The sequence below is a fragment of the Candidatus Paceibacterota bacterium genome, assembly GCA_026195275.1.
In the GTDB taxonomy this organism is placed as follows: Bacteria; Patescibacteriota; Minisyncoccia; order Phycocordibacterales; family JABMNX01; genus JABMNX01.
This window is the reverse complement of sequence record JAPHQU010000003.1, coordinates 1-22,193: the sequence shown is the minus strand read 5'-3', so window position 1 is coordinate 22,193 and position 22,193 is coordinate 1. Positions and strand designations below refer to the sequence as shown.

The following is a 22,193-nucleotide window of genomic DNA, read 5'->3' as shown; positions in this document are numbered from 1 at the left end:
CGAACCACAATCACCATCGCAAGGAGATGCCACCATCGAAGATACTCCGAGAGAGAATCTACCGATTGCAAAGTAACACTACAACTTAAGCCTGTCAATCTTTGCCACCTCTGCTTTAAGAATAGCAACAACGCGATCAATATCTCGCTTGCGAACCCCTCGACCAAGAGAGAATCTGACCGCGCTTTCAGCCCGCTCGACATCGCCTGAGAGCGACGCAACCACATACGAGTGCTTCCCTGTCCCGTGTCCAATGCATGCGCTTTTTGTTGCAACCGCAACTCCATGCTCATCGAGTGCGACCGCAAGGTACTCGTTATCAATACCCGGTATGGAGATGTTTACGTTGCTTGGTGAGCGGTGCGCACGGGTACCGTTGACGATCGATCGCGGGATCTCTTTCTCGAGAAGCGCAAAAAAGTATTCTTGAAGCTCCCCGATCTCTTTGCTTTCGTGGATGTAATCTGCTGCGGCCCGAATAAGCGCTTCCTTCATACCAACAATAAGTGGGACGTTCTCTGTTCCTGGTCGTAAACCGTACTCTTGACTGCCACCGCGCATAATCGGCGAGAGTGTCACCTTATTACTCTTATAGAGACAACCGACACCCTTTGGTCCATATATCTTCTGACCATCAAATGTCTCGAGGTCAACACCGAGGTACTCGGGTGTACAATTAAAATAAAGTGGCGCTTGACTCGCATCAGTATGGAAAACAATAGAAACATCTTCCTTCTTCTCGAATGCGCGTATCTCACGTGCGATTTCTTTAATCGGCTGTACCGTCCCGATCTCATTATTCACGTATCCGACCGAGACAAGGCGGGTCTCTTTTCGTAAAAATTTGCGAACTTGCTCGGGACGGATGATGCCCTGCTCATCACCATCAATAAAATCAACCTCTACCCCCATCTCCTCGAAGAACGAGAAGCAGTCTCGCACCGACGGGTGCTCGAGCGCACTCACGATCATATGTGCACCCTTAAGTTCACTGCGCTCTTTGAGCGCATACATATACCCGATAAGCGCAAGGCTGTTTCCTTCGGTTCCACTGCCGGTAAAGACCACTTCTTCCGGCCGAACATGGAGGGTGTGTGCAATAGCGGTGCGTGCCTCAACCACCGCCTCTTTCGCAATCCGTCCTTCCTGATGCAGTCCACCGGGGTTTCCAAAGCGCTCGCTCCAGTAAGGGCGCATTGCACGCTCAACCCGCCGATCAAGCGGTGTAGCCGCGGCATAATCCATATAGATACGTTTTTTCCGAAAGAAGTTCTTCATATGTGCGCAATCATTATCTGCTATTGTAGCCTTTCTTTGTCTTTTGCAAAACTGAAGTGTCCGTGTATAATGCCTATCTATAACGTAGACTCCTATGATTCTCCCCTTCTTTGAAACACACGCAGACGTTCTTATCTATGCACTTGGCACTCTGTTGGTATTCCTTTTGGTCTGGAACATTCGGTTGGAGATAAAGGTGCGTCGCTTACTCATGGGTAAAGACGCACGCAGTCTTGAGGATACAATAAAAAACATTAGAGACGGGCACAGCAGACTTTCTCTGTTTCAAAATGAGGTTGAGCAATACCTACAAAGCGTAGAAGTGCGTCTCCGAAGAAGTGTACAAGGGGTAGGCACCATCAGGTTCAACCCCTTTAAGGGAGTCGGTACGGGCGGCAACCAGAGTTTTTCAACTGCCTTCCTCAATGAAGATGGCGATGGTGTGGTTATCTCGACACTCTACGCCCGAGATCGTATGAGTTTCTTCTCAAAACCAATCGAGAAGTTTGCCTCTCCTCACGAACTCAGCGATGAAGAGAAAGAAGCGATTCAGAGAGCAAAGCTTGCAATGAAGAACAGAGAGGCGTAGCGTATGGATACACAACACATCGGTTATGAAAAAAGAAGCAAAAAACGTAAGAAAACGGGCCCCGGTGATCGTGGTTATGGGTCATGTCGATCATGGTAAATCGGCGCTTCTTGACTACATCCGCAAAACAAACGTAGTCGCCGGAGAGGCAGGTGGTATTACACAACATATCTCCGCTTATGAGGTCGCACACACCGATCAAGAGGGCGAGCTGCGCATGATCACTTTCCTCGATACCCCGGGGCATGAATCCTTCTCAAAGATGCGCTCGCGAGGGAGTAAAGTTGCTGATATCGCGATTCTAGTCGTCTCCGCTGAAGAAGGTGCAAAGACTCAGACCATGGAGGCGTTTGAGGCGATCAAGAAAAGCGGGGTCCCCTGCATTGTCGCTATCAACAAGATCGATAAGCCTGAAGCAAACGTTGAGCGCACAAAAGCGAATCTGCTTGAAGCGGGCATCTACCTTGAAGGCATGGGAGGCGATATCCCTTTTGTTCCGATTTCAGCGAAAAGCGGTGAGGGAGTGGACGATCTTCTCGATATGATGCTTCTGGTTGCCGACCTTGCTGATCTTTCAGGTAACCCCGACACACTCGCAACCGGAGTGGTGATTGAGGCGTATCGCGATACCCAAAAAGGCATCCTTGCCACTCTCCTTATAAAAGACGGCGCGCTCCAGAAAGGTATGTTCGTGCGAGCTGGTGGAAGTGTCGCGCCAGTACGCATCCTTGAAGACTTCACCGGCAAAAGTATTACTGCGGCACAATTTTCAAGTCCGGTACGTATCATCGGCTTCGACTCGGTGCCGTCGGCAGGAGAACTGTTTGCAACATATACAAATAAGAAGGATGCCGAGCGTGACGCGCTCGCACATCGAGAGGAGGTCTCGCAAGCAGATGTTATGGCGCCAATAACTGCCGAGGGCGACGAGACGTTGACTATCCCCGTGATTCTACGCGCTGACGTTCTTGGTTCTATTGAGGCGATTGAGCACGAAATCGCGAAGATACAGCATGACCGAGTGCATATCCGCGTCATCCAAAAGAATGTCGGATCAATTTCTGAGGGAGATATTAAGACAGCACAAGGCGACCCAAATACCCTCGTAATCGGGTTTAACGTAAGTGCCGACCCGGCGGCACGCGACCTTGCGACACGTAGCGCAATTGAAGTGTATACCTTTGATATTATCTACAAACTCGCCGAATGGCTTGAAGAAGAAGTGAAGCAACGCGCGCCCAAAATAGATGTCGAAGAGCTTACCGGTCGCGCAACACTTCTTAAGGTGTTTAGTAAAACAAAAGACAAACAAGTCGTTGGTGGGCGCGCTGAAGAGGGTGTTCTCAAGGTTGGCAACACAGTCCAGATAATCCGACGCGACAATCGAGTCGGTACCGGCAAGATCACCAACCTTCAACAACAAAAAGCGGAAACAAAGGAGGTTGCCGCTGGTACCGAATTTGGTGCACAGATTGAATCACGGGTCGAACTCGCACCACACGACAGGATTGAAAGCTTTGTTATCGTTAAGAAATAAGCTATTATGTCGCAAAGAAGTGAGCAAGTCGCGCTTCAAGTCAAAGATGCTGCTGCTGACTTCTTTAATCTTGAATCAAATCGACTGTCGCTTATCACAGTGACGTCAGCGGACATTTCGAAGGACTTTCGTAATGCAACGGTGTACTTTACCGTCTACCCAAGCGACCAAGAAGAGCAAGCGCTCCATTTTGCTCGAAGACGACGGAGCGACTTTAAATCATACTTGAAGTCGCACCTCTCCCTTAAGAGGATTCCTTTTGTTGAATTCAAGATTGATGAAGGAGAAAAACATCGACAACACATAGAAGAACTCTCTCAGGACTTCTAATAATTGGCACGGTGGTGAAGTGGTAACACTAGAGACCGTAAACCCTCCATGCGCGGGTGAGATGCAGCGTCTGGGAACCCGCGAAGCGGGAGCTGCATCGCAAAACCTTTCGAGGTATTTTTTGAGTATAGCGAACAAAAACATCCGAAAGGTGTACTGATCCTGCAAGGATCGTTACACGCCCGATCCGGGCGGGAATCGTGTTAAGATGATCATCATGGCTCGGTGGCGAAGTGGTAACGCTGGGGACTGCAAATCCTCCATGCGCGGGTTCGATTCCCGCCCGGGCCTCACGGAGGTGCATACTGACAGCACATAAAATGCCGAGGTGGTGGAACTGGTATACACGCTCGACTTAAAATCGGGTCCCTTACGGGATGTGGGTTCGATCCCCGCCCTCGGCACCAGAAACAAAGAGCGGGATACAGCGTATCTCGCGATTTTGTTTCTTGCTGAGGCGAGGATCGAAAGGCGGAGGTTGCGAAGCCGACGCAGCCGTGCTGCGGCGATAACCGAGCCCGGGCAGGAGGTTCTTAATGAGCGGAGCGAGTTTAGAAACCTGACGCCTCCCCCGCTCTTGGTATAAAAGCATTGAAAATAACACACAAACCGTGTATTATTTCTCTTTGTACTGACATGCATGTACACTGAAACGTCCGCAGAGTCCGCCTATAGCTCAGTTGGTAGAGCAACCGCCTCTTAAGCGGTGGGTCGTAGGTTCAAGTCCTACTGGGCGGACCCTGCAGATGTTCTGGGAATACGCGAGTGGTGGAATTGGCAGACAGTGATTTTGTTTAAAGTGCCGGGATGGTGAAACAGGTCAGACTAAACCTGCCGTGTGAATGAAAAGTAAACTGCTTTACTTTTCATCCGATTCTTCGCGAGGCGAAGAAATGTTCGTTGTAAAGTGAATAGTGTGCGCGAGTGGTGGAATTGGTAGACACGCCAGTCTTAGGAACTGGTATCGCAAGATGTGGAGGTTCGAGTCCTCTCTCGCGCACAGTGTTTGCTTTACAGAACATAGGGGCGCCGCAAGGCATGGAAGTTTACCATAAGAGTACTTCCGACCAATTTTTCTTAGAGCGAAGCTTTTAGAAATAATGGAAGTGCCAGAGTAGGCTTGCTCTCTAACCTGTACACAAAAGTTCGGTAGAGGTGCAAAAAATAAACAACTCATACATTACGTATGAGTTGTTTATTTTAATAGGTTGTCTTATCTTCCTTAGATACCAAAAGTATTTCCGATAAGGTTGATGATTGCGTAGGCAGCAACCATGATGAACATACCAATGATTCCCCAAAGCATGTGTTGCGCCCCTTTCCTTCGTGCATCCTCGCTGTCTGACTTCCATATGTAGACGGTGATGCCCCACAGAAAATATAAGAGCGCAACGGAGAAGAGGAGAAGAAGAATCGGATTGAGGATAAACGTCTCAAGGCGTAGGAGAAATTGCTCAATCGACATAATAATATCGAACGTCTTTGACTATCGAATCTGGCCAGGGATAATTGGCGTCTGATCACCTACGTTAAACGTATCCTGGAGCAATCGAACGAGACCCCAAATTGATACCATAACGAAGAGGGCAATGATCCCCCAGATCATAAGATCGCGACCCTGCTCCTTCTCCTCACCAGCCTTCATGATGTACGTAGCGAGACCCCAGAAAAATAGAAGTACCGCAAGTGCAATCACGAGCGGAATGGCAAGATTGATGAGGTCTGAGAAAACCCCAAGAACCCCTTGCAACCCTTGCGCATGCACAAGAACCGGAGTTAAGAGAAGTGCTGACGCTGTTACTAATGCTTTCATGTAATTTATTATCCTTAAATCCTAGTAATAAACAGTATACGTATAGTATTGGGCCATTGCGGCAAAAACGCAACGCTATTCGTGTGGATACTTAGAGCGGCTATGCCCCAAGAAATGTCTCTGCGAGGACGCGCAGAATACCCCAGATTGAGACCATTACGAAGATCGCAATCACGCCAAAGGTCATAATCTTCTTTCCTTCTTCTATCTTTCCTTCAGTAAACCCGTACTGGAATACCCCCCAAAAGAAACCGAGGACCGCCAAAGAGATCAGAATCGGGATAAGGAGGTTAATGATCGAGATAAAGAGGCATACCAAGTCCCCAAAGGTCTGGACCGGAGTGCAGAAACTATAGGTTATCGGGAAATTCATAGATATATAAAGGACTAACCGGTTAATAGTTTAATGGTACTTTGGATAACCTTGGCCAGAGTCCACGAGCCAAGAAATACCGCAACCCCGACAATGGTGTAGAAGAATACGTCTTTCGCCTTCTTTATCTTGTCCTCACTCCCCTGTGCGGTTACAAAGAGAAGTCCTGAGTAGACAATAAAGAGTGCAGCGATCGGAAGTCCGATCCGAATCACCGCCTCGAGAAGAAGTTCAACAAAATCTTCAAAATTATTGATGTTTCGAAGCGGATTCTTTAAACCAGTCGCCGCAGCTACTGAGTACGGCAGAAACACAGCGGCGGCGATGATACTTTGAAATATTTTTTTCATACAATCGGCGTCTTTGAAGAGACTTCTTTATTGTAACAGATTCTCAAGCTCGCGATGTGCAGTATCCACCGCTTCACTGATCCGGAGACGACCGGAGACGACCGACTCGATCATACGCTGAAATACCCCTTCGGTTGCTTCGGCACTTGGGTCAAGCCACGCACCTGACTGAAGTGCTGCGTCCCACAATACCGCTTTGAAGGGGTCTGTTGGGCGTGTTGCAAGGAGCGCTCGAGATACCGGTGCGAACCCAGTCATATCGACAACCTTCTGAAGCGACACGTCTTCGGAGAGCGCGAGCGCAATAGCGATACCACCGCCTAGGTTTTGCGCACCCTTCGGAACCGCAAGAGCAGTCATCTTTCCAAAGGTAGTGGTCCGACCACTCTCACGCACCTGTGGTATGAGCGCAACATCGAAGTTGAGATTGGGGTTTTGTTTCCGTATTGATGAGAGTTCACCCGCGAATCCAGCATAATTTGAGAGAATGCCGGAGACAAATGCCTTTTGCGCTTCAGGAAGCGCACTATTCCAAGTGTAGATAGACTTTGATGGGTTTGCGAAATCCGTGTAGAAACGCAGGGCGTTCTCGGCGGGCGTGACTCCCTCAACAGAATACGAGCGCAACTGCGCCGTCGGTTCAACTGCTTGATCATCGACTATTGGTGTCCCCGCCTGAAGCATAAGAAGAGAAAGCAATTCCTTCGCGTGAGTGATATTACGGTACCCACCAATAGCAAAAGCACTCTGAAGGATCGCGCCACTCTCCCCACGCAGAGTCAGCACGCCGTCACCAGCGTACCCGAGAAGCTCATCCCAATAGCGCGGCGGTCGGGCGATGCCTGCGCGTGCGTAGTGGTCGCGATTCCAGTAGAGCACCATAGGATCAACCATGAATGGCATTGCGTAGATTCCTTGTTGACCAAGAAACAATTCGCCTTCCTCTATAAAAGAATCCCTAAACGCTCGTTCAGACACCACTGAGTATGGAATTGGGTATATCTTATCCTTGTGGCGTACTATTGTATCCTGCTGCAAGAAGAAGAGGTCGGGACCGCTCCCCGCTGCAAGCGCTTCAACCAATTGGGTATCAAATGTACGCGCATCTTTCTCGACGTAGGACACTTCATCAAAACGATTGTCGTCATATGAAAGCTCGCGGAGAACGTCTTTCATAATCTTCTCATCGTATGTCCCCCAAACAACTACCGGACCAACCTTGTCCTCTCTTCCACCAAAACCACCAACTCCCGCGAAAAGCAGCACGCCAAGAATAGTAAATATAATAAATCCCGCGGTAACGACTATCTGAAACGTGCTTAGTTTTTTCATCTTTTTTGTCTAAAAATAATGCCGTAATGATGTGCGCCCGCCTGAATCTCCCGCTCTACCGTAAGACCATGTCGGGCAAAGAGCTCTTTTGTCTCACTTGCAGTGATGATAGAGTCTCTCTTTGGTCCGAGACCACCAAACGAATCTTTCCAATCAACAACGAGCACCTTCCCGTTCTTCTTTAAGATGCGCACCGCTTCTCTCGCGACACCGTCTTTGTCTTCTGTAAGGAAAAGCACGTTTGATACTATAATAGCATCTATCGACTCGTCGAGGAGTTTGCTACCCCCAACTGCTTCGATATCCCCCCAGACCACTTCGACATTCTCAAGACCCTCTCGATCAGCGGTGTGTGCGATGCGCGCAAGAAGATCTTGTTGTATATCAACTGCATAGACTACACCCCGACGACCGACGACGCGTGCGGCAGCGATAGAATAGGCACCAATACCCGCACCGAGTTCTGCGACAGACATTCCCGGGTCAAGTCGAAATTGTTCAATGTTGGCCGTTGGATCAGCAAAACGCATATATGGTAAGTGTAAAGTAAACCACGCGAGAGTGTCCAGCGGCTAACACCCAGAAACGATACCTTGCGACTATAGCTTCTCACCCTTTAACAAGATAAAGGGTTGAAATTCTAACGCACTCCATATATCCCCGCTTGTTTATACAAACGCCATCGAAGCAACTTGGTCACCTGCGCGAAGTTTCATGACGCGCACACCTTGTGTCTGACGTGAAAGTGACGGAATCTCATCTACACCGGTGCGGATTACTTGTCCTTTTTGAGATACTGCGACCACCTCACCTTCTGCACCGTCTACTACTGCCATCGCAATAATATTTCCTGTTTTATTGGTTACTTTAGCAGTCTTGATACCTGATCCGCCGCGTTTTTGTACCTTGTACTCGGAGAGCGAAGTCTTCTTCCCGTAACCAGTCGCTGTTAAGACCAGCAATTCCGGCTTCTCGTATTCCGCACAGATCACCTCAGCACCAACAACCTTATCGTCTTTAGTGAGCTTTATCCCGATGACTCCCGCTGCCGTGCGACCCATCTTGCGGATATCAGAGCTCTTAAACCGGATTGATTGTCCTTCTTGAGTCACAACAACCACCCCCTCTCCGTTTTTCACAAAAGAGGCAGATTTCAACACGTCATCGCTCTTAAGAGTGATCGCGATAAGCCCACTACGACGAACATCAAAGAAACTCTCAGCCGGAACACGCTTTGCTACACCGTTCCTTGTCACCATCAGGAGTGATAGGTCGTCTTTCTTGGTCTCTTTGGGGACAGCAAGGATAGAGGTCACATGCTCATCTTGTGAGATTGAGAGGAAATTCATGATTGACTTTCCTTTTGTTGCACGTCGTCCTTCAGGAATATCGTACATCTTGATCTGATAGACCTTCCCTTTGTCAGTAAAGAAGAGCAGGTCACTGTGTGTGCTTGTCGTAAGGAAGCGTGTCACCACATCTTCTTCCTTGGTACTGAGGTCGACGACACCGACACCCCCGCGTTTCTGTCGTTTATATTCATTCGGATTGGTTCGCTTCACATAGCCGCCTTTCGTGAAAACTAAGACACTCTCTTCCTCGGGGATAAGATCTTCAACAGACAGCGATTTTGCGCCACGCGTCATTATTTGTGTACGTCGCTCATCACCGTATACCTTCGCAAGCTCCTTAAGTTCCTCCTTAACCACACCGAATATCTTTTTCTCACTCTTGAGTAATTCTTTGAGCTCCTCGATAAGTAGCTGGACCTCTTTGAGTTCGTCTTCGATCTTTTTGCGTTCGAGTCCTGCCAACTTTTGAAGGCGCATCTCGAGAATCGCGGTTGCTTGAAGTTCTGAAAGTTTGAACTCCTTCATGAGTGCGGTGTGCGCCGCAGATGCGTCTTTCGACTTTTTAATCGTCTTAATGATTGCATCAATATGATCAAGTGCCTTCTTAAGGCCGAGCAAGATGTGCTCGCGCGCCTCTGCTTTCTTGAGTTCAAACTCTGTACGGCGAGTCACTACCTGCTTACGGTGTGTGATAAACGACTCGAGGATACTCTTAAGCGAAAGTGTTTGCGGCACCCCATCAACGAGCGCAACCATATTGTAGTGAAATGTTTCTTCAAGCTGCGTATGTTTGTAAAGTGTGTTGAGTACGGTTTGTGGGTGTGAACTTCCTTTGAGGTCGATCACCACGCGTGTATCTTTAGTTGACTCATCGCGAAGCCCCTTGATGCCCTCAACTTTTTTATCGCGCACCAAATCGGCGATCTTGGTAATAAGATCCGCCTTGTTCACACGATACGGTATTGATGAAATAACGATTTGCGGACTCCCCTTCTTGTCTTCAACGATTTCAGCAACACCACGCACCACAACACCACCCTTTCCGCTTGCGTATGCCTGGTGAATATCTTTCGTATTAAACGCGACACAACCACTTGGGAAGTCTGGCCCCTTCACAAACTCCATGAGGTCCTCGGTGGTCGCTTTTGGGTTATCAATAAGATGCACTGTCGCGTTAGTAACCTCAGTGAGATTGTGTGGCGGAATATTTGTTGCCATACCAACCGCGATACCAAGTGTGCCATTAAGGAGCAACCCCGGTGCGGCAGCAGGAAAGACTACTGGCTCCTTGCGCGTGTTGTCATAGTTGCCACGCCACTCTACCGTCTCTTTTTCAATGTCCCGAAGGTATTCACCTGAGAGCTTTGCCATCTTCGCCTCGGTGTAACGCATCGCCGCCGGAGCATCACCATCGACTGAACCGAAGTTGCCTTGACCGATAATGAGCGGATAGCGGGTAGTGAAATCCTGCGCGAGTTTTGCAAGCGCATCGTAGACCGCAGTATCACCATGTGGGTGGAATTTACCGAGCACATCTCCAACTACCGCAGCCGACTTACGGAAACGCGCACTTGAAGTGAGCCCCATTTGATGCATGGTAAAGAGAATACGTCGGTGGACCGGCTTCAGTCCGTCGCGTACATCAGGGAGCGCGCGCGAAGTAATGACCGTCATCGCATAGTCAAGGTATGCTTGCTGCATTTCCTCGCCAATCCCTTGCGGAATGATCTGATCGTACGCCGGCGCTTTGTTTTTATTGGGCTTCTTTTCTGCCATAAAACCTTACAATGATGTACCTAGTATACTATAAATAAGCCCCTAATTAAAGCGATTCCAGGCCAGAGAACCGTGCTGGCTTAACGCTCAACTTGTATGATCTCAAGCCCCGAATCAGTCATCTCGCCTTGCGGTCGCGCATCCTCTTCAGAAGCGGCGACAGGCGCTTCTGTGACATCTGGCTGCGGCAACTGATCCGCCGACTGTTCTCCTTCAGTGACTGCCTGGATCCCTTCACGGAGGGCGCGCGCCTGCTCTTGAAGTATCACTGAAGCATCTTGGAGAGACCCCACGAATGAGGAGAAATGAGTGGGCTCGTCTACTGTCGATGGGGTGATTGACTCTTGTTCGAGTGATGCAAGAAATGACACCGCCCACAAGAGAAAGACAACCCCGGTTATACCACCAGCAATACTAAAAGCGATGGTCTGACGCTCCGCACGGGATTTATTGCGGATATGCTCGAGTGAGTGGAACATATAATATATTGTGGCTTTCGAGTTTACTCGGCAAGAACAACAACCTCACCGTTCTTCCCTTCAACATCTTTCTTCTTGAGCGTTAACTTCTCTATCGGCTTCACTTCTTCGGCCCCCTCCTCTTTCAGGAATATCTTAAGCGCGCCCTTCTCACCAACCGCGCCATAGTGAATCGGAACAATGACCCTTGGTTCGATCTTCACCGCGACGCGGTGGGCGTCAGAAGAGCTCAAGACTCCTTCCCCACCGATGGGTACAAAGAGTATGTCGATCGAGTCGATGTCCTCAAAGACCTTCGTATTAATTTCTTTTTCAGAAAGTGCACCAAGAAAGCAAAGATTCATCCCGTCCATAGTGACGATGTAGATCGTATTGGGGCGCTCCTTACCTCCATAGTGTGATGTTGAAGGGAATCCTTTGATAAAGACTTTCTCAACCTCGTACTCACCGGGTCCCTGGATAACAAATGGAGCTCGATCGCCGTAGGTCACTTGTTCGACGCCGTTCATATCTTTGTCGTCTGTCGAAATAAGTACAATGTCCGCACCAAACTTTGCTCCCGAGAGCTTTGAGTCTTTTGAGATCGGGTTAAACGCAAGCGTTGTGTCACCCTGCGTGATTTTAACGAATTCCCCACCGTGATAGCTGATTACCATTGCCAAGTAGTATACCAGACCCACTAAAAACAGTCGATTCTCGTAATGTTTGTCGACACCACAAAAACGAGCAGAGATGTTGACAATTAATCTTCATGTGTTAGTATTCCAACTGGGCAAAGTACTTGTCGGTGATCCCCCCTCTGGCAAGCAGTGACCACTCCCTCCCCCCCTAAATGTGGTCACCCCACCCCGGTTTCTTCGGAAACCGGGGTTTCTCTTTTAAAGTGGCGCCTATTGACTGTTAGTTAGTCACCGCCTATAGTGTACCCACCCCGTGTATCACGGGTCTTTTGTTAGCCGTGGTGCAGAGCTAATCCTACCTACAGAGAATCTCCTGAGACGGCAGGTAGTACTGTGCACCACACAATTTAAAATATGATAGAAACAAAAGATGCGACGCCTGAGAAGACTCAGGACGACGCACCAAAAGGAGGAGCAAAGTCGGTAATGTCCGACCTTCTCGCGAAAGTGCCCAACCCACCAGTGGCGGGCGACCTGATTGAAGGACCGGTTATCGCTATCGAGCGATCGCACATCTATATCAACCTCGCACCATTTGGTACGGGGATTATCTATGGTCGCGAGTTCATGAATGCGCGTGATATCTTGCGGAAAGTGAATGTTGGCGACAGTATCGCTGCAAAGGTAGTCGATACTGAGGGGCTTCACGGTTACATTGAGCTCTCACTCAAGGAAGCGCGCCAAGCGCTCATCTGGGAAGAGGCTGAGGAAGCAATCACACATAAGACAATACTTGAGCTTCCGGTGAAAGACGCCAACAAAGGCGGACTCATTATTGAATGGCAGGGAATCCCCGGATTTCTCCCCGCATCACAACTGAAAGCAGAGCACTATCCGCGTGTTGAGCACGGTGATAAGGAGCGGATTCTCGAAGAACTCCGCCGACTCATCGGCACAAAACTTGCCGTATCAATCATTACCGCTGATCCGAAAGAGAATAAATTGATCTTCTCGGAGAAAGACCAACTTGAAGAAAGCAAGGTGGCACTAACGAAAGAATACGAACTTGGTGATGTTGTTGAAGGTGAGGTGACTGGTGTTGTTGAGTTTGGTATCTTTGTGAAGCTTCGCGAAGGACTCGAGGGTCTTGTTCACATCTCTGAGATTGACTGGGCACTTGTTGAGGACCCACACACACTCTTCACTGTCGGGGACAAAGTCAACGTCAAAGTGATTGACATCCAAGACGGGAAAGTCTCGCTCTCGATCAAGGCACTCAAGGAAAACCCATGGAAGGAGGCCGGATCAAAATATAAGAAGGGCGACATTGTAGATGGAGTGATCATCAAATACAACAAACATGGCGCACTTGCTTCTATCGAGGAGGGAGTCGCAGGGTTGGTTCATGTCTCAGAATTTGAGACTGAGACAAACCTCCATCAGACTCTTGAGCTCGGTAAGACATATAAGCTCGCAATCACACTCTTCGAGCCAGAAGAGCAGCGCATGACGCTCTCGTACAAACAAGCAAACGAGTAGAAACAGACGAGCTCTTGGCTCTTAAAAAACACCCAATACCTAATTGGGTGTTTTTTAATATGTTTTTTAGACTAACTTAATCTGACTAAGTCTTATGTGATTAATTAAACCGGTTCATCGCCTGCGTGTGTCCGTGTGAGATGATGGTTCCAACAATGTCTGAAGCTCTCCGTGCAAGAATCGGGAGCATATCTCTTTCTTTTTTATTAAAGGACCCCATCAGAAAATCAAGCACCTTCTCCTCTCCTTTTGGTTTTTTAACTGTCCCCTTTGGTGTTGTCGGAGACACGCCAATGCGTAATCGAATGAAATCCTTTGTACCGAGGCTCTTGATAACCGATGCAACGCCGCGATGCCCACCGGGGCCGCGCGAGAATGAGACCCGCTCTACACCGAAAGGAAGGTCAATGTCGTCATACACAACCACTAGTCGTTCCGCCTTTTTCTTATTGGTGGCGAAATTCTTGATGACGCTCCCCGATCGGTTCATGAGGAGTTCTGGCAAGACCAGTGTGACGGTATGTTTACCCATCTTTCCACTTGAAACAAGTGCGCCTTTCTTTTTTTCTTCCTCCCATTCCGGAAGATTAAATTTCTCACGAAGACTTTCAACTATAATGCGCCCCATGTTGTGTCGTGAGTCTTCATACTGTTCTCCCGTGTTGCCGAGACCGACTATTATGTATTCCATTCGCTCAATTTTAACACGAAAAGACACAGAACACAGAATCGCTCTTTGTGTCAAACACTTCTTTATACTACAATACTTGCAACATGTTTGGTGAACACATACACAATGATCAATCCCATAATCTTGATGCACCACCAACATCTACTCCCGCCGCTCCGCAACCTCCACAAGCTGAGCACACAACAAAAAAAGAGGATACCCTCTTTGAAATACTCAAGATTGTTTTTCTTGCTGTACTCATTGTCGTGCCGATCAGGGTCTTTATCGCACAACCGTTTGTAGTATCTGGCGCGTCGATGGACCCGACTTTTGAGAACGGCGAATATATTATCGTTGACCAACTCAGCTATAATTTTAATCAACCAAAACGTGGTGACGTCATTGTATTCCGCTTCCCGCTTGAACCGTCAAAATTCTTTATAAAGCGTATTGTAGGCCTTCCGGGAGAGCAACTCATTCTCCAAAAAAAGGCAACAATCATTATTAACAGTGAACACCCTGAAGGTATTATCTTTAACGAACCATATGTGGCACCCGAGAATATGAAGACCGGCTCGTTCTCTGTCGTACTCGGAGAGGGAGAATATTTCGTAATGGGCGACAATCGTGCGGAAAGTTCCGATTCACGCAGTTGGGGACCAATAAACAAAGAGCATATCGCGGGTAAAGCTTTTATTCGTCTCTTCCCGATTACGCACATCGATTTCCTGCCTGGGTCTATTAAGTAACGAACACTATTATGATATCGATTGCACACACATCACAGAAAACAACCGACCAGGCGCTTGTGTGTGCCGCAACGGTGGCTGAGCAATACGGCTTCCTTCCGATTGAATCAGTTATGCCGGAGTATGGCTCACAAAGCCGATCGAAGACAATACCGCAGACCACTTATGTAAACCCTTTTGAGAACGAGCTCGCGAAGATTATGCAATCATATGTCGACCACGGACATGCCGATCTTAAAGAGCCCACTTTGATTTATCAACACGGCGCATTCTCTGGAGGAAAAAAGAAGAATGCAGGGAATGTACTCTTTGGGCTTCACGCGATTGGGCTCTCGCACAGTATCGCCGAAGCACTCCTCGTGAAGACCGCACTCGCGACTCTTGAGGAGTTGGGAATCACCGAGTACCGAGTGCACGTGAATAGTATCGGCGACCGAGATTCAGCGGCACGTTTTACCAAAGAACTCACCAACTTCCTGCGCAAACACATAAATGATATACCAGCAAACATTCGGCAGACAATGAAGCAAGATGTGTCTTACGCGTACGATCAGCTCCTCAAGAAACAACATGAGCTCTGCTCACGTGCACCAACCACTGTCGAGTTTCTGACCGAGCCGAGCCGGCAACATCTCCGGGAGGTTCTTGAATACCTTGAGGTTGCGCAAGTTGAGTATGAACTCAATCCGTCCCTGATTGGACATCATGACTGTTATTCAAAAACACTTTTTGAGATACGTGCGCCGGGAAACTCCGCAGATGAAGAGATAGTGGTCTACGCCCGCGGTGGTCGTTATGATGAGCTTTCACAGAGAGCATTCCATGAAAAGGTTCCCGCTGCCGGCATCATCTTTGAATATGAGAAAAGAGGACGACTCACAAAAACACTCCAGAAAAAGAAAGAGCAAAAACCAAAATTCTATTTCATTCAGCTTGGATTTGAGTCTCGCCTGAGAAGTCTCGCCATAATTGAAACACTCCGCAAAGCACGAGTTCCGGTCTACCAGACGCTTGGCAAAGACCAGCTCTCCGCGCAACTTGAACTCGCACGAGTCCTCGGTATTCCGTATTGCGTGATCATGGGGCAAAAAGAAGCACTTGAAAGATCAGTGATTGTTCGTAATATGGACACCTGTTCACAGCAGATCGTCGCGGTTGATGAGCTGCCGAGATACCTGAAGAGTCTTTAGTTCCCAATCGACAACCTTAGCCTCTGTGAGCGCCAAGACGACCGCTGACCAGCGACTCGTGCTGTTGCGTGCCACAACAGTGTATGTTACAGTTCCCCCTATCAATATGATTAATGTTGAAGTAACAAAAAAGAATAACGAGAATATAACAAATCTGATTCGTCGCTTCACCAAGCGCATGCAAGGATCTGGCGTTCTTCGTCGTGTTCGGAAGATCCGTTACTGGGATCGTCCCGCCTCAGACTTCAAAAAAAAGCAGACCGCACTGCGTAAGATGGGTCGTCGTGAGGAGTTTGAAAAACTCTATAAGCAGGGCAAGATCTCAATGGAGCGCGGTCGACGACGATTTTAACCCCACTAAGAAATGGAGGATCAGAATCTCTCGATCACCACAACACTGAAAGGCAAGACCCCGCGCTTGCCTTTTGTTCGTATGAAGGAAGAGGTACTCGGAAAGCGGTACTCGCTCAGCTTAGTATTCATTGGTGATCAGCGCGCGCGAACACTCAACAAGAGATTCCGCAACAAAGACTACGTCCCCGATGTGCTCTCGTTCCCACTCGAGAAGACAGTTGGCGAGATATTCATCAATCCTTATCAAGCAAGACGACGTGCGAGAGATTTTGATATGAATACCGATCAATTCATCGCGCTACTCTTTATCCACGGGATGCTTCATTTGAAAGGACTCAGGCATGGTAGTACAATGGAAAGAAAGGAGCGTGCGTACTTAGACCGTCTGTACAGCTAGAACCTTCCCATTTTCACAACAGCACCGCTCCAAGAGAAACTCTTTCCGGGTCAGAGAGGATCTTTTGTCTTATTTTACACAATCATGGCAAGAAACATCATCACCGGCATCGACATTGGCACCTACCAGGTGAAGATTGTTATTGCAGAGTACACAAAAGGAAAAGACCGATCTTTCCCCCGGATCATCGGAACCGGTTTTGCCGAATCAAAAGGACTCAGGCATGGGTACATAATCAACGCAAGTGATATTATCCGCAGTATCAAGATTGCGTTGAAACAAGCCGAAGAAGCGGCACAGGTCCGAGTCAAAAACGCCTATCTCTCAATAGGTGGTGTCGGGCTCGAGGAAGTATATTCAAAAGGTGAAGTGATAATCACTCGCGCAGACGGCGAGATCACCGACCTTGATACCAAAAAAGCATTTGAAGACAGCGAAGAGAAGGCGCGTCCAAAGATCGCCAACCGAAAGATCATCCACACTATCCCGGTTACTTTCCGTGTCGACGGTCTACCTGTGCTTGGTCGCGCTATTGGTATGCGCGGTTCACGCCTCGAAGTTGAAACACTCTTGGTCACCTGTCTTGAGCAACATCTCGGTGACCTGATCCAAGCTGTGGAAGAAGCGGGAGTTGAGGTTGATGATGTTATGGCCTCCCCGATTGCTGCAAGTCTAATCACACTCACAAAAGCACAAAAAATGGCCGGGTGTGTTCTCGCAAATATTGGTTCGGAGACTGTGTCTATTGTTGTGTTTGAGGACAATGTACCAATCTCACTTAAGGTATTTCCCATTGGATCCACTGACATCACAAACGATATTGCACTTGGACTCAAAGTCTCGCTTGAAGAGGCTGAGCAGATCAAACGCGGTGCGATAACCGGCGCAACCTACCCAAAAAAGAAACTTGATGAAATCATTATTGCTCGTCTCTCGGATATTTTTGAGCTTATCGACAACCACCTCAAGAAAATCGGTAAAAACGGACTCCTCCCTGCCGGAATCATTATCACCGGTGGCGGCTCGGGTATCGCAACCATTGAAGACCTCGCTAAGGCCGCACTGAAACTTCCGTCTAAACTCGCAACGGTCCGTTTTGGTGACCGCACAAAAGTGAAGGACTCATCGTGGGCAGTTGCATACGGTCTGTGTGTATGGGGTCTCACTGCAAACGAGGATGACGGACCAGTTGGTATCCAACTTGCACACAAAACACGAGTGAATCTTGTGCAGTGGATCAAGCAATTCCTTCCTTAGAGTACGCCCACTGATTCAGTATCAAGTATCTATAATTCATGGCCCACAACCTGCCTTCTCACGACAAAATACCGAAACGAAACCCGGAAATGTCAACGGGTTTCTTTTTTCGCCGCGCCTGTTATGATGGTGCTACATAAATCACAATAGGGATTGGGCATATGAAAAAGGTACAACCAGACGTAGAAGCATTTGCACGAATACGTGTTATTGGAGTCGGTGGCTCAGGAAACAACGCGGTAAACCACATGGTGAACTCAAAGGTCCGCGGTGTGGACTTTATCGCTATAAACACAGACGCACAGGATCTCCACAACTCACTCGCGAAGAAGAAGATCCATATCGGAAAAAATCTCACGCGTGGGCTTGGGACTGGCATGAATCCTGAGAAAGGAAAGCGAGCAGCCGAGGAAACCACCGAAGAGACTCAGGAAGTCCTCAAAGGTTCCGACATGGTGTTTGTCACCTGTGGTATGGGTGGTGGTACCGGAACCGGTGCCGCGCCAGTTGTCGCTCATCTTGCTCGCGAATCGGGCGCGCTCACTGTCGCGGTTGTCACGAAGCCATTCTCATTTGAAGGGCAGCAGCGTATGCGCCTCGCGGAACTTGGTCTTGAGGAACTCAAGAAAGAAGTTGACGCACTTGTCGTCATCCCGAACGACCGCCTGCTCGCGGTCGTACAGCGTGAGACTTCGGTCAAGAACGCCTTTGCTATGTGTGACGATATCCTCAAGCAAGCCGTCGAGGGTATCTCAGACCTCATCACGATGCCAGGTATCATCAATGTCGACTTTGCCGACATTCGGGCGGTTATGGATAACGCAGGTTCAGCACTTATGGGGATTGGTACTGCCTCAGGAGAGAAACGCACCGAAGACGCTGCGAAAGCCGCGATTAGCTCACCACTCCTTGAGGTGTCAATTGCAGGCGCGAAAGGTGTTCTCTTTGCGGTCGCAGGTGGTGATGATCTCTCAATGCTTGAGATCCAGGACGCAGCAAAAGTCATCACCGAATCAATCGACCCAAATGCCCGCGTCATATTTGGAACAGTTGTTGATGATTCACTTAAGAAAAACGAGGTGAAGGTCACTGTTATTGCAACCGGATTCCCTGAGAACGTTATTCATGGAAGCAAAAACTCCTCTCTCTTTGGACTCCCCAAGAAAGAAGATGAGAGCGAAGGAGGAGAAAAAAAAGAGAGCAAAATATATAATTCAGTATCAATACTCGGTGGGTCAACAAATATCGAGAAGAAGATCGAGAAGAAGGAAGAGGTAAAGGAAGAAAAAGAACCCACCCACAAAAAGGAAGGTGTTGACAACGATGACGACAACGACGATTGGGGTGCAGTTCCCGCATTCTTGCGACGATCAAAGCTTAAATAAGCTTTGTGTCACGCAGAATGCGAACTTGCACCCCAATGGGGCACAAAAGCGTTAAGAAAACGAGACCTGCGTCTCGTTTTTAGCTTTTGTGAGGCGGAGCCATGTCGCTTTGCGACGGCGAGCCCGGGCAGGAGCCACCCGGTAGAATTCGAGTGAAGCGAAAGATTATACCGAGGTGGGCTGACGCCAGTTCCCGCATTCTTGCGACGATCAAAGCTGAAGTAAAATAAGAAATCAAGAAAAACCTCCAAACTAATTGCATTGGTTTGGGGTTTTTCTTTCCAAGAATGTGCTATCATTGTCCATATCATTGCGCTTGATTCTTAATTTATTTCACCATGTATGACCTCGCGATAATAGGAGGCGGGCCGGGCGGTATCGCTGCCGGAGTCTACGCTTCACGCAAAAAACTGAAAACTATCTTCATCACTGAAGAATGGGGTGGACAGAGTATCGTCTCAGAAGAAATACAAAACTGGATAGGTGATATCACCGTCTCCGGAGAAGAGCTCGCAAAGAAACTCGAAGGTCACCTGAAGGCGTATGCTGACAATATTGTCGATATCGTATCAGAAGTGCGCGCAACAAGTGTCGAGAAAAGAGATGATAGTTTTACAATCATCACTAGTGATGGAAAGACATACAACGCGAAGACTGTCCTCATCACAACCGGAGCACATCGGAGAAAACTCGCTGCACCCGGCGCAGAAGAATTTGATAACAAGGGAGTTACCTACTGTGCCTCTTGTGACGGGCCTCTTTTTTCGGGACAAGACGTCGCGGTGATTGGTGGTGGTAACGCAGGATTCGAGACCGCCGCACAGCTCCTCGCGTACGCAAAGAGTGTCACCCTTCTCCATCACCGAGATGAATTCAAAGCTGACCCGGTCACTGTTGAAAGGGTGCTAAAACGCCCAAACATGAAAGCAATCACCAACGCAGAGACTACCGAAGTTCTCGGCGACACGTTTGTAAAAGGTTTGAAATACAAAGACACAAAGACAGGTGAAGAGCACGAACTCGCGGTTACCGGCGTCTTTGTTGAGATCGGCTTCGTACCAAACACTGAATTCTTAAAGGGAGTGGTTGACCTCGACCCAGTCGGTAGGATTAAAGTCGACGGTAAGAGCCAGCGTTCTTCTCTAGAAGGCATTTGGGCCGCCGGAGACTGCTCAGACGCGCTCTACCACCAGAACAACATCGCCGCAGGAGACGCGATCAAAGCGCTTGAGGATATCTACAACTATCTCAACTTATAGAGACCGACGCCATCAACAACGTCGGTAACGCCGCAGGAACCATTTAGACAATACTCCAACGTGGTTAGACTACGGTTTGGAAGTGTGCATAACAAAATACCTGTTTAAGCGGCGACCTGGACCAGTCTCCTCTTCTAAGATTCTGTTTATCTGACGCAGATGTGCTATTTTGCCGCGCGCACCGGATTATTCAAAAGCGTTACAAAAAGCGATGCGCCTGCGGCGGCAATAAATGCAACCTTAAGTGGGAAGAACAACACGAGAACACCAACAAGGCCGAGCATTGCAGTGCGACCAAGATTAAGTGACACTTCTTTGAGTACTGTGAACTCATCAATATAGTGTCCGTTGTCAGCCGCAATATCATATGTGGTCACATCAATTGAAAGCCGGTTCACTACCCTGCCGAGTCCGTGGTATGTATCGAGGAGGAAAACCTGAAACCCAGTCTCGATAAATACCTTCACGATCCAACCGGTCATATTAAGAAAAGACCCGACCGTAAGTACTCGCTTCCTGCTCCACCGATCAACAAGATCACCTACCACAAAGCGTAACGCACCGAGTATAAAAATAGTAACTGACGAGACAATACCAACCACGAGATACTCACCTTGAAGAAGAAGGAAAACAAAAATAGGCCAGATGACAGCCGAGACAACCGTCTGTGCGCCATCGCCGAAGTAACCGATCGTGAGAGAGCGGTTCTTTTTATTTATAAGCTCGGAGAATGTCCCAAGATACGAGTATGAATACTTCTCTTTCTTATCTTCAATAAAGAAAAGCGGCGTGACGCTGCTTAAGAGGATACACACCGAAGCAATGAAGAGTGTTGTGAATCCAAACCCGACAATCATAAACCCACCGACGAACGGCGTGAGTACCGCAAGAACCTGCGAAGCAGTGATTAATATCGACATCTGACGTCCGCGCGCCCTCTTGCTAGTAAACGACGTGAAGTCGACATGGTACGGCACCCAGTAGAGTATTTTATAGATTGAACTCGCGAGAAGATAGAGCATAATACCCGCAAAGAGGTAGTACTGCGCCAGGAGGAAACCGATGCTTGAGAGAGCCGCAAACGGCACTGCGTACATCATAAGCCGCTTCATGCCCACCCTGCCGATGAGCATCGCGCCAATCGGCGTAAGGAGCGCCGTTAGAAAGAAAGCAACCATAAAGAGAATAATTGTTTTCTCGATCGAGTGGTTAAGTTCTTCAAAGAAGAAGATGACGCCGAAAACGCCGACTACCCCAAAGCCAAATTGGAGCAACAGCCGATTAAGGTAGAGCGCGAGGATGTTAAAGGAGAAATGAATATTCCGGTAACTCTTGAGAGAAAATTTCATAATACCTTTGAGTATAGCACCGCTGCGCACCCACTTTGTTGTTTAGTTGTGGAGATATCTCTTGGTGACCCTACGGGGAAGGCGTCAGGTTTCTAAGCTCTCGCCACACCCCACAGGGTGTGGCGATCACTAAGAACCTCCTGCCCGGACTCGGCGACAAGCCTCCGCCTGCGGCGGATCTTGTATACCGCCTCCGTCTTTCGATTCCCCGTAGG

Annotated in this window: 23 protein-coding genes and 4 tRNA genes; 15 read left to right on the top strand and 12 right to left on the bottom strand. The window is 48.5% G+C overall.

Annotated features, from left to right (window positions below):
• Nucleotides 1–78: 78 nt before the first annotated feature.
• On the bottom strand, nucleotides 79–1,278 hold the full coding sequence (locus tag OQJ98_01680) for a cysteine desulfurase (GenBank protein ID MCW9054672.1): 1,200 nt from the start codon (nucleotides 1,276–1,278) through the stop codon (nucleotides 79–81).
• A gap of 94 nt (nucleotides 1,279–1,372) precedes the next feature.
• Between OQJ98_01680 and OQJ98_01675 the strand changes: the two genes are divergently transcribed.
• The 7 genes from OQJ98_01675 (at nucleotide 1,373) to OQJ98_01645 (ending at nucleotide 4,734) form a co-directional block, all read left to right on the top strand.
• Nucleotides 1,373–1,867, top strand: coding sequence for a DUF4446 family protein (locus OQJ98_01675; GenBank protein ID MCW9054671.1), 495 nt, complete (start codon nucleotides 1,373–1,375; stop codon nucleotides 1,865–1,867).
• 25 nt (nucleotides 1,868–1,892) lie between these two features.
• Nucleotides 1,893–3,404 (top strand): translation initiation factor IF-2, encoded by a 1,512-nt coding sequence (infB, locus tag OQJ98_01670; GenBank protein ID MCW9054670.1) that lies wholly within the window; start codon nucleotides 1,893–1,895, stop codon nucleotides 3,402–3,404.
• A gap of 6 nt (nucleotides 3,405–3,410) precedes the next feature.
• Nucleotides 3,411–3,734 carry a ribosome-binding factor A gene (locus OQJ98_01665; GenBank protein MCW9054669.1) on the top strand — a complete coding sequence of 108 codons (324 nt, stop codon included), beginning with the start codon at nucleotides 3,411–3,413 and terminating at the stop codon, nucleotides 3,732–3,734.
• 219 nt (nucleotides 3,735–3,953) lie between these two features.
• Nucleotides 3,954–4,025: transfer RNA gene (locus OQJ98_01660), tRNA-Cys, on the top strand.
• Nucleotides 4,026–4,056: 31 nt separating this feature from the next.
• Nucleotides 4,057–4,141: transfer RNA gene (locus tag OQJ98_01655), tRNA-Leu, on the top strand.
• 258 nt (nucleotides 4,142–4,399) lie between these two features.
• Nucleotides 4,400–4,472 (top strand) — tRNA-Lys (locus OQJ98_01650).
• Between the two features lie 180 nt (nucleotides 4,473–4,652).
• Nucleotides 4,653–4,734, top strand: a tRNA-Leu gene (locus OQJ98_01645).
• Between the two features lie 222 nt (nucleotides 4,735–4,956).
• Here the strand turns inward: OQJ98_01645 and OQJ98_01640 are convergent.
• From OQJ98_01640 to OQJ98_01600, 9 genes are all read right to left on the bottom strand, one after another.
• The gene (locus OQJ98_01640; protein MCW9054668.1) at nucleotides 4,957–5,199 is read right to left on the bottom strand and encodes a hypothetical protein; all 243 of its coding nucleotides are present in this window, start codon (nucleotides 5,197–5,199) and stop codon (nucleotides 4,957–4,959) included.
• A gap of 21 nt (nucleotides 5,200–5,220) precedes the next feature.
• Nucleotides 5,221–5,547, bottom strand: coding sequence for a hypothetical protein (locus OQJ98_01635; protein MCW9054667.1), 327 nt, complete (start codon nucleotides 5,545–5,547; stop codon nucleotides 5,221–5,223).
• 100 nt (nucleotides 5,548–5,647) lie between these two features.
• Nucleotides 5,648–5,920, bottom strand: a complete 273-nt coding sequence (locus tag OQJ98_01630; GenBank protein MCW9054666.1) for a hypothetical protein — start codon at nucleotides 5,918–5,920, stop codon at nucleotides 5,648–5,650.
• 14 nt (nucleotides 5,921–5,934) lie between these two features.
• The gene (locus OQJ98_01625) at nucleotides 5,935–6,270 is read right to left on the bottom strand and encodes a hypothetical protein (protein ID MCW9054665.1); all 336 of its coding nucleotides are present in this window, start codon (nucleotides 6,268–6,270) and stop codon (nucleotides 5,935–5,937) included.
• A gap of 27 nt (nucleotides 6,271–6,297) precedes the next feature.
• The gene (locus tag OQJ98_01620; GenBank protein ID MCW9054664.1) at nucleotides 6,298–7,602 is read right to left on the bottom strand and encodes an extracellular solute-binding protein; all 1,305 of its coding nucleotides are present in this window, start codon (nucleotides 7,600–7,602) and stop codon (nucleotides 6,298–6,300) included.
• Nucleotides 7,599–8,132 (bottom strand): methyltransferase domain-containing protein, encoded by a 534-nt coding sequence (locus OQJ98_01615; GenBank protein MCW9054663.1) that lies wholly within the window; start codon nucleotides 8,130–8,132, stop codon nucleotides 7,599–7,601. Before OQJ98_01615 ends, OQJ98_01620 begins: the two co-directional genes overlap by 4 nt.
• 138 nt (nucleotides 8,133–8,270) lie before the next feature.
• Nucleotides 8,271–10,730 (bottom strand): DNA gyrase subunit A, encoded by a 2,460-nt coding sequence (gene gyrA / locus OQJ98_01610; GenBank protein ID MCW9054662.1) that lies wholly within the window; start codon nucleotides 10,728–10,730, stop codon nucleotides 8,271–8,273.
• An 80-nt stretch (nucleotides 10,731–10,810) separates the two neighbouring features.
• Entirely contained in the window at nucleotides 10,811–11,209 is a 399-nt protein-coding gene (locus OQJ98_01605) for a hypothetical protein (GenBank protein MCW9054661.1), read from the bottom strand.
• 23 nt (nucleotides 11,210–11,232) lie between these two features.
• Nucleotides 11,233–11,865, bottom strand: coding sequence for an MBL fold metallo-hydrolase (locus tag OQJ98_01600; GenBank protein MCW9054660.1), 633 nt, complete (start codon nucleotides 11,863–11,865; stop codon nucleotides 11,233–11,235).
• Between the two features lie 378 nt (nucleotides 11,866–12,243).
• On the opposite strand from OQJ98_01600, the gene OQJ98_01595 reads away from it, so the two are divergent.
• Nucleotides 12,244–13,368: a S1 RNA-binding domain-containing protein gene (locus OQJ98_01595; protein MCW9054659.1), complete on the top strand. Its 1,125-nt coding sequence runs from the start codon at nucleotides 12,244–12,246 to the stop codon at nucleotides 13,366–13,368.
• Between the two features lie 100 nt (nucleotides 13,369–13,468).
• Here the strand turns inward: OQJ98_01595 and pth are convergent, their stop codons facing one another.
• Entirely contained in the window at nucleotides 13,469–14,059 is a 591-nt protein-coding gene (gene pth / locus OQJ98_01590; protein MCW9054658.1) for an aminoacyl-tRNA hydrolase, read from the bottom strand.
• A gap of 83 nt (nucleotides 14,060–14,142) precedes the next feature.
• Here pth and lepB point away from each other — a divergent pair, with 83 nt between their 5' ends.
• The 7 genes from lepB (at nucleotide 14,143) to OQJ98_01555 (ending at nucleotide 20,629) form a co-directional block, all read left to right on the top strand.
• Nucleotides 14,143–14,787 (top strand): signal peptidase I, encoded by a 645-nt coding sequence (gene lepB, locus OQJ98_01585; protein ID MCW9054657.1) that lies wholly within the window; start codon nucleotides 14,143–14,145, stop codon nucleotides 14,785–14,787.
• Nucleotides 14,788–14,798: 11 nt separating this feature from the next.
• On the top strand, nucleotides 14,799–15,977 hold the full coding sequence (locus OQJ98_01580; protein MCW9054656.1) for an ATP phosphoribosyltransferase regulatory subunit: 1,179 nt from the start codon (nucleotides 14,799–14,801) through the stop codon (nucleotides 15,975–15,977).
• Between the two features lie 106 nt (nucleotides 15,978–16,083).
• Nucleotides 16,084–16,329, top strand: a complete 246-nt coding sequence (gene rpsU, locus OQJ98_01575; protein ID MCW9054655.1) for a 30S ribosomal protein S21 — start codon at nucleotides 16,084–16,086, stop codon at nucleotides 16,327–16,329.
• 12 nt (nucleotides 16,330–16,341) lie between these two features.
• Complete coding sequence (gene ybeY, locus OQJ98_01570; GenBank protein ID MCW9054654.1) at nucleotides 16,342–16,728, top strand: rRNA maturation RNase YbeY; 387 nt, start codon at nucleotides 16,342–16,344, stop codon at nucleotides 16,726–16,728.
• 84 nt (nucleotides 16,729–16,812) lie between these two features.
• Nucleotides 16,813–17,985 (top strand): cell division protein FtsA, encoded by a 1,173-nt coding sequence (gene ftsA, locus OQJ98_01565; GenBank protein MCW9054653.1) that lies wholly within the window; start codon nucleotides 16,813–16,815, stop codon nucleotides 17,983–17,985.
• A gap of 161 nt (nucleotides 17,986–18,146) precedes the next feature.
• A complete protein-coding gene (gene ftsZ / locus OQJ98_01560; GenBank protein MCW9054652.1) occupies nucleotides 18,147–19,370 on the top strand; it encodes a cell division protein FtsZ in 1,224 nt (407 codons plus the stop codon).
• 338 nt (nucleotides 19,371–19,708) lie between these two features.
• Nucleotides 19,709–20,629 carry an FAD-dependent oxidoreductase gene (locus OQJ98_01555; protein MCW9054651.1) on the top strand — a complete coding sequence of 307 codons (921 nt, stop codon included), beginning with the start codon at nucleotides 19,709–19,711 and terminating at the stop codon, nucleotides 20,627–20,629.
• Nucleotides 20,630–20,793: 164 nt separating this feature from the next.
• Here OQJ98_01555 and OQJ98_01550 read toward each other — a convergent pair whose 3' ends face one another.
• Nucleotides 20,794–21,978 carry a hypothetical protein gene (locus OQJ98_01550; protein MCW9054650.1) on the bottom strand — a complete coding sequence of 395 codons (1,185 nt, stop codon included), beginning with the start codon at nucleotides 21,976–21,978 and terminating at the stop codon, nucleotides 20,794–20,796.
• Nucleotides 21,979–22,193: the final 215 nt, after the last annotated feature.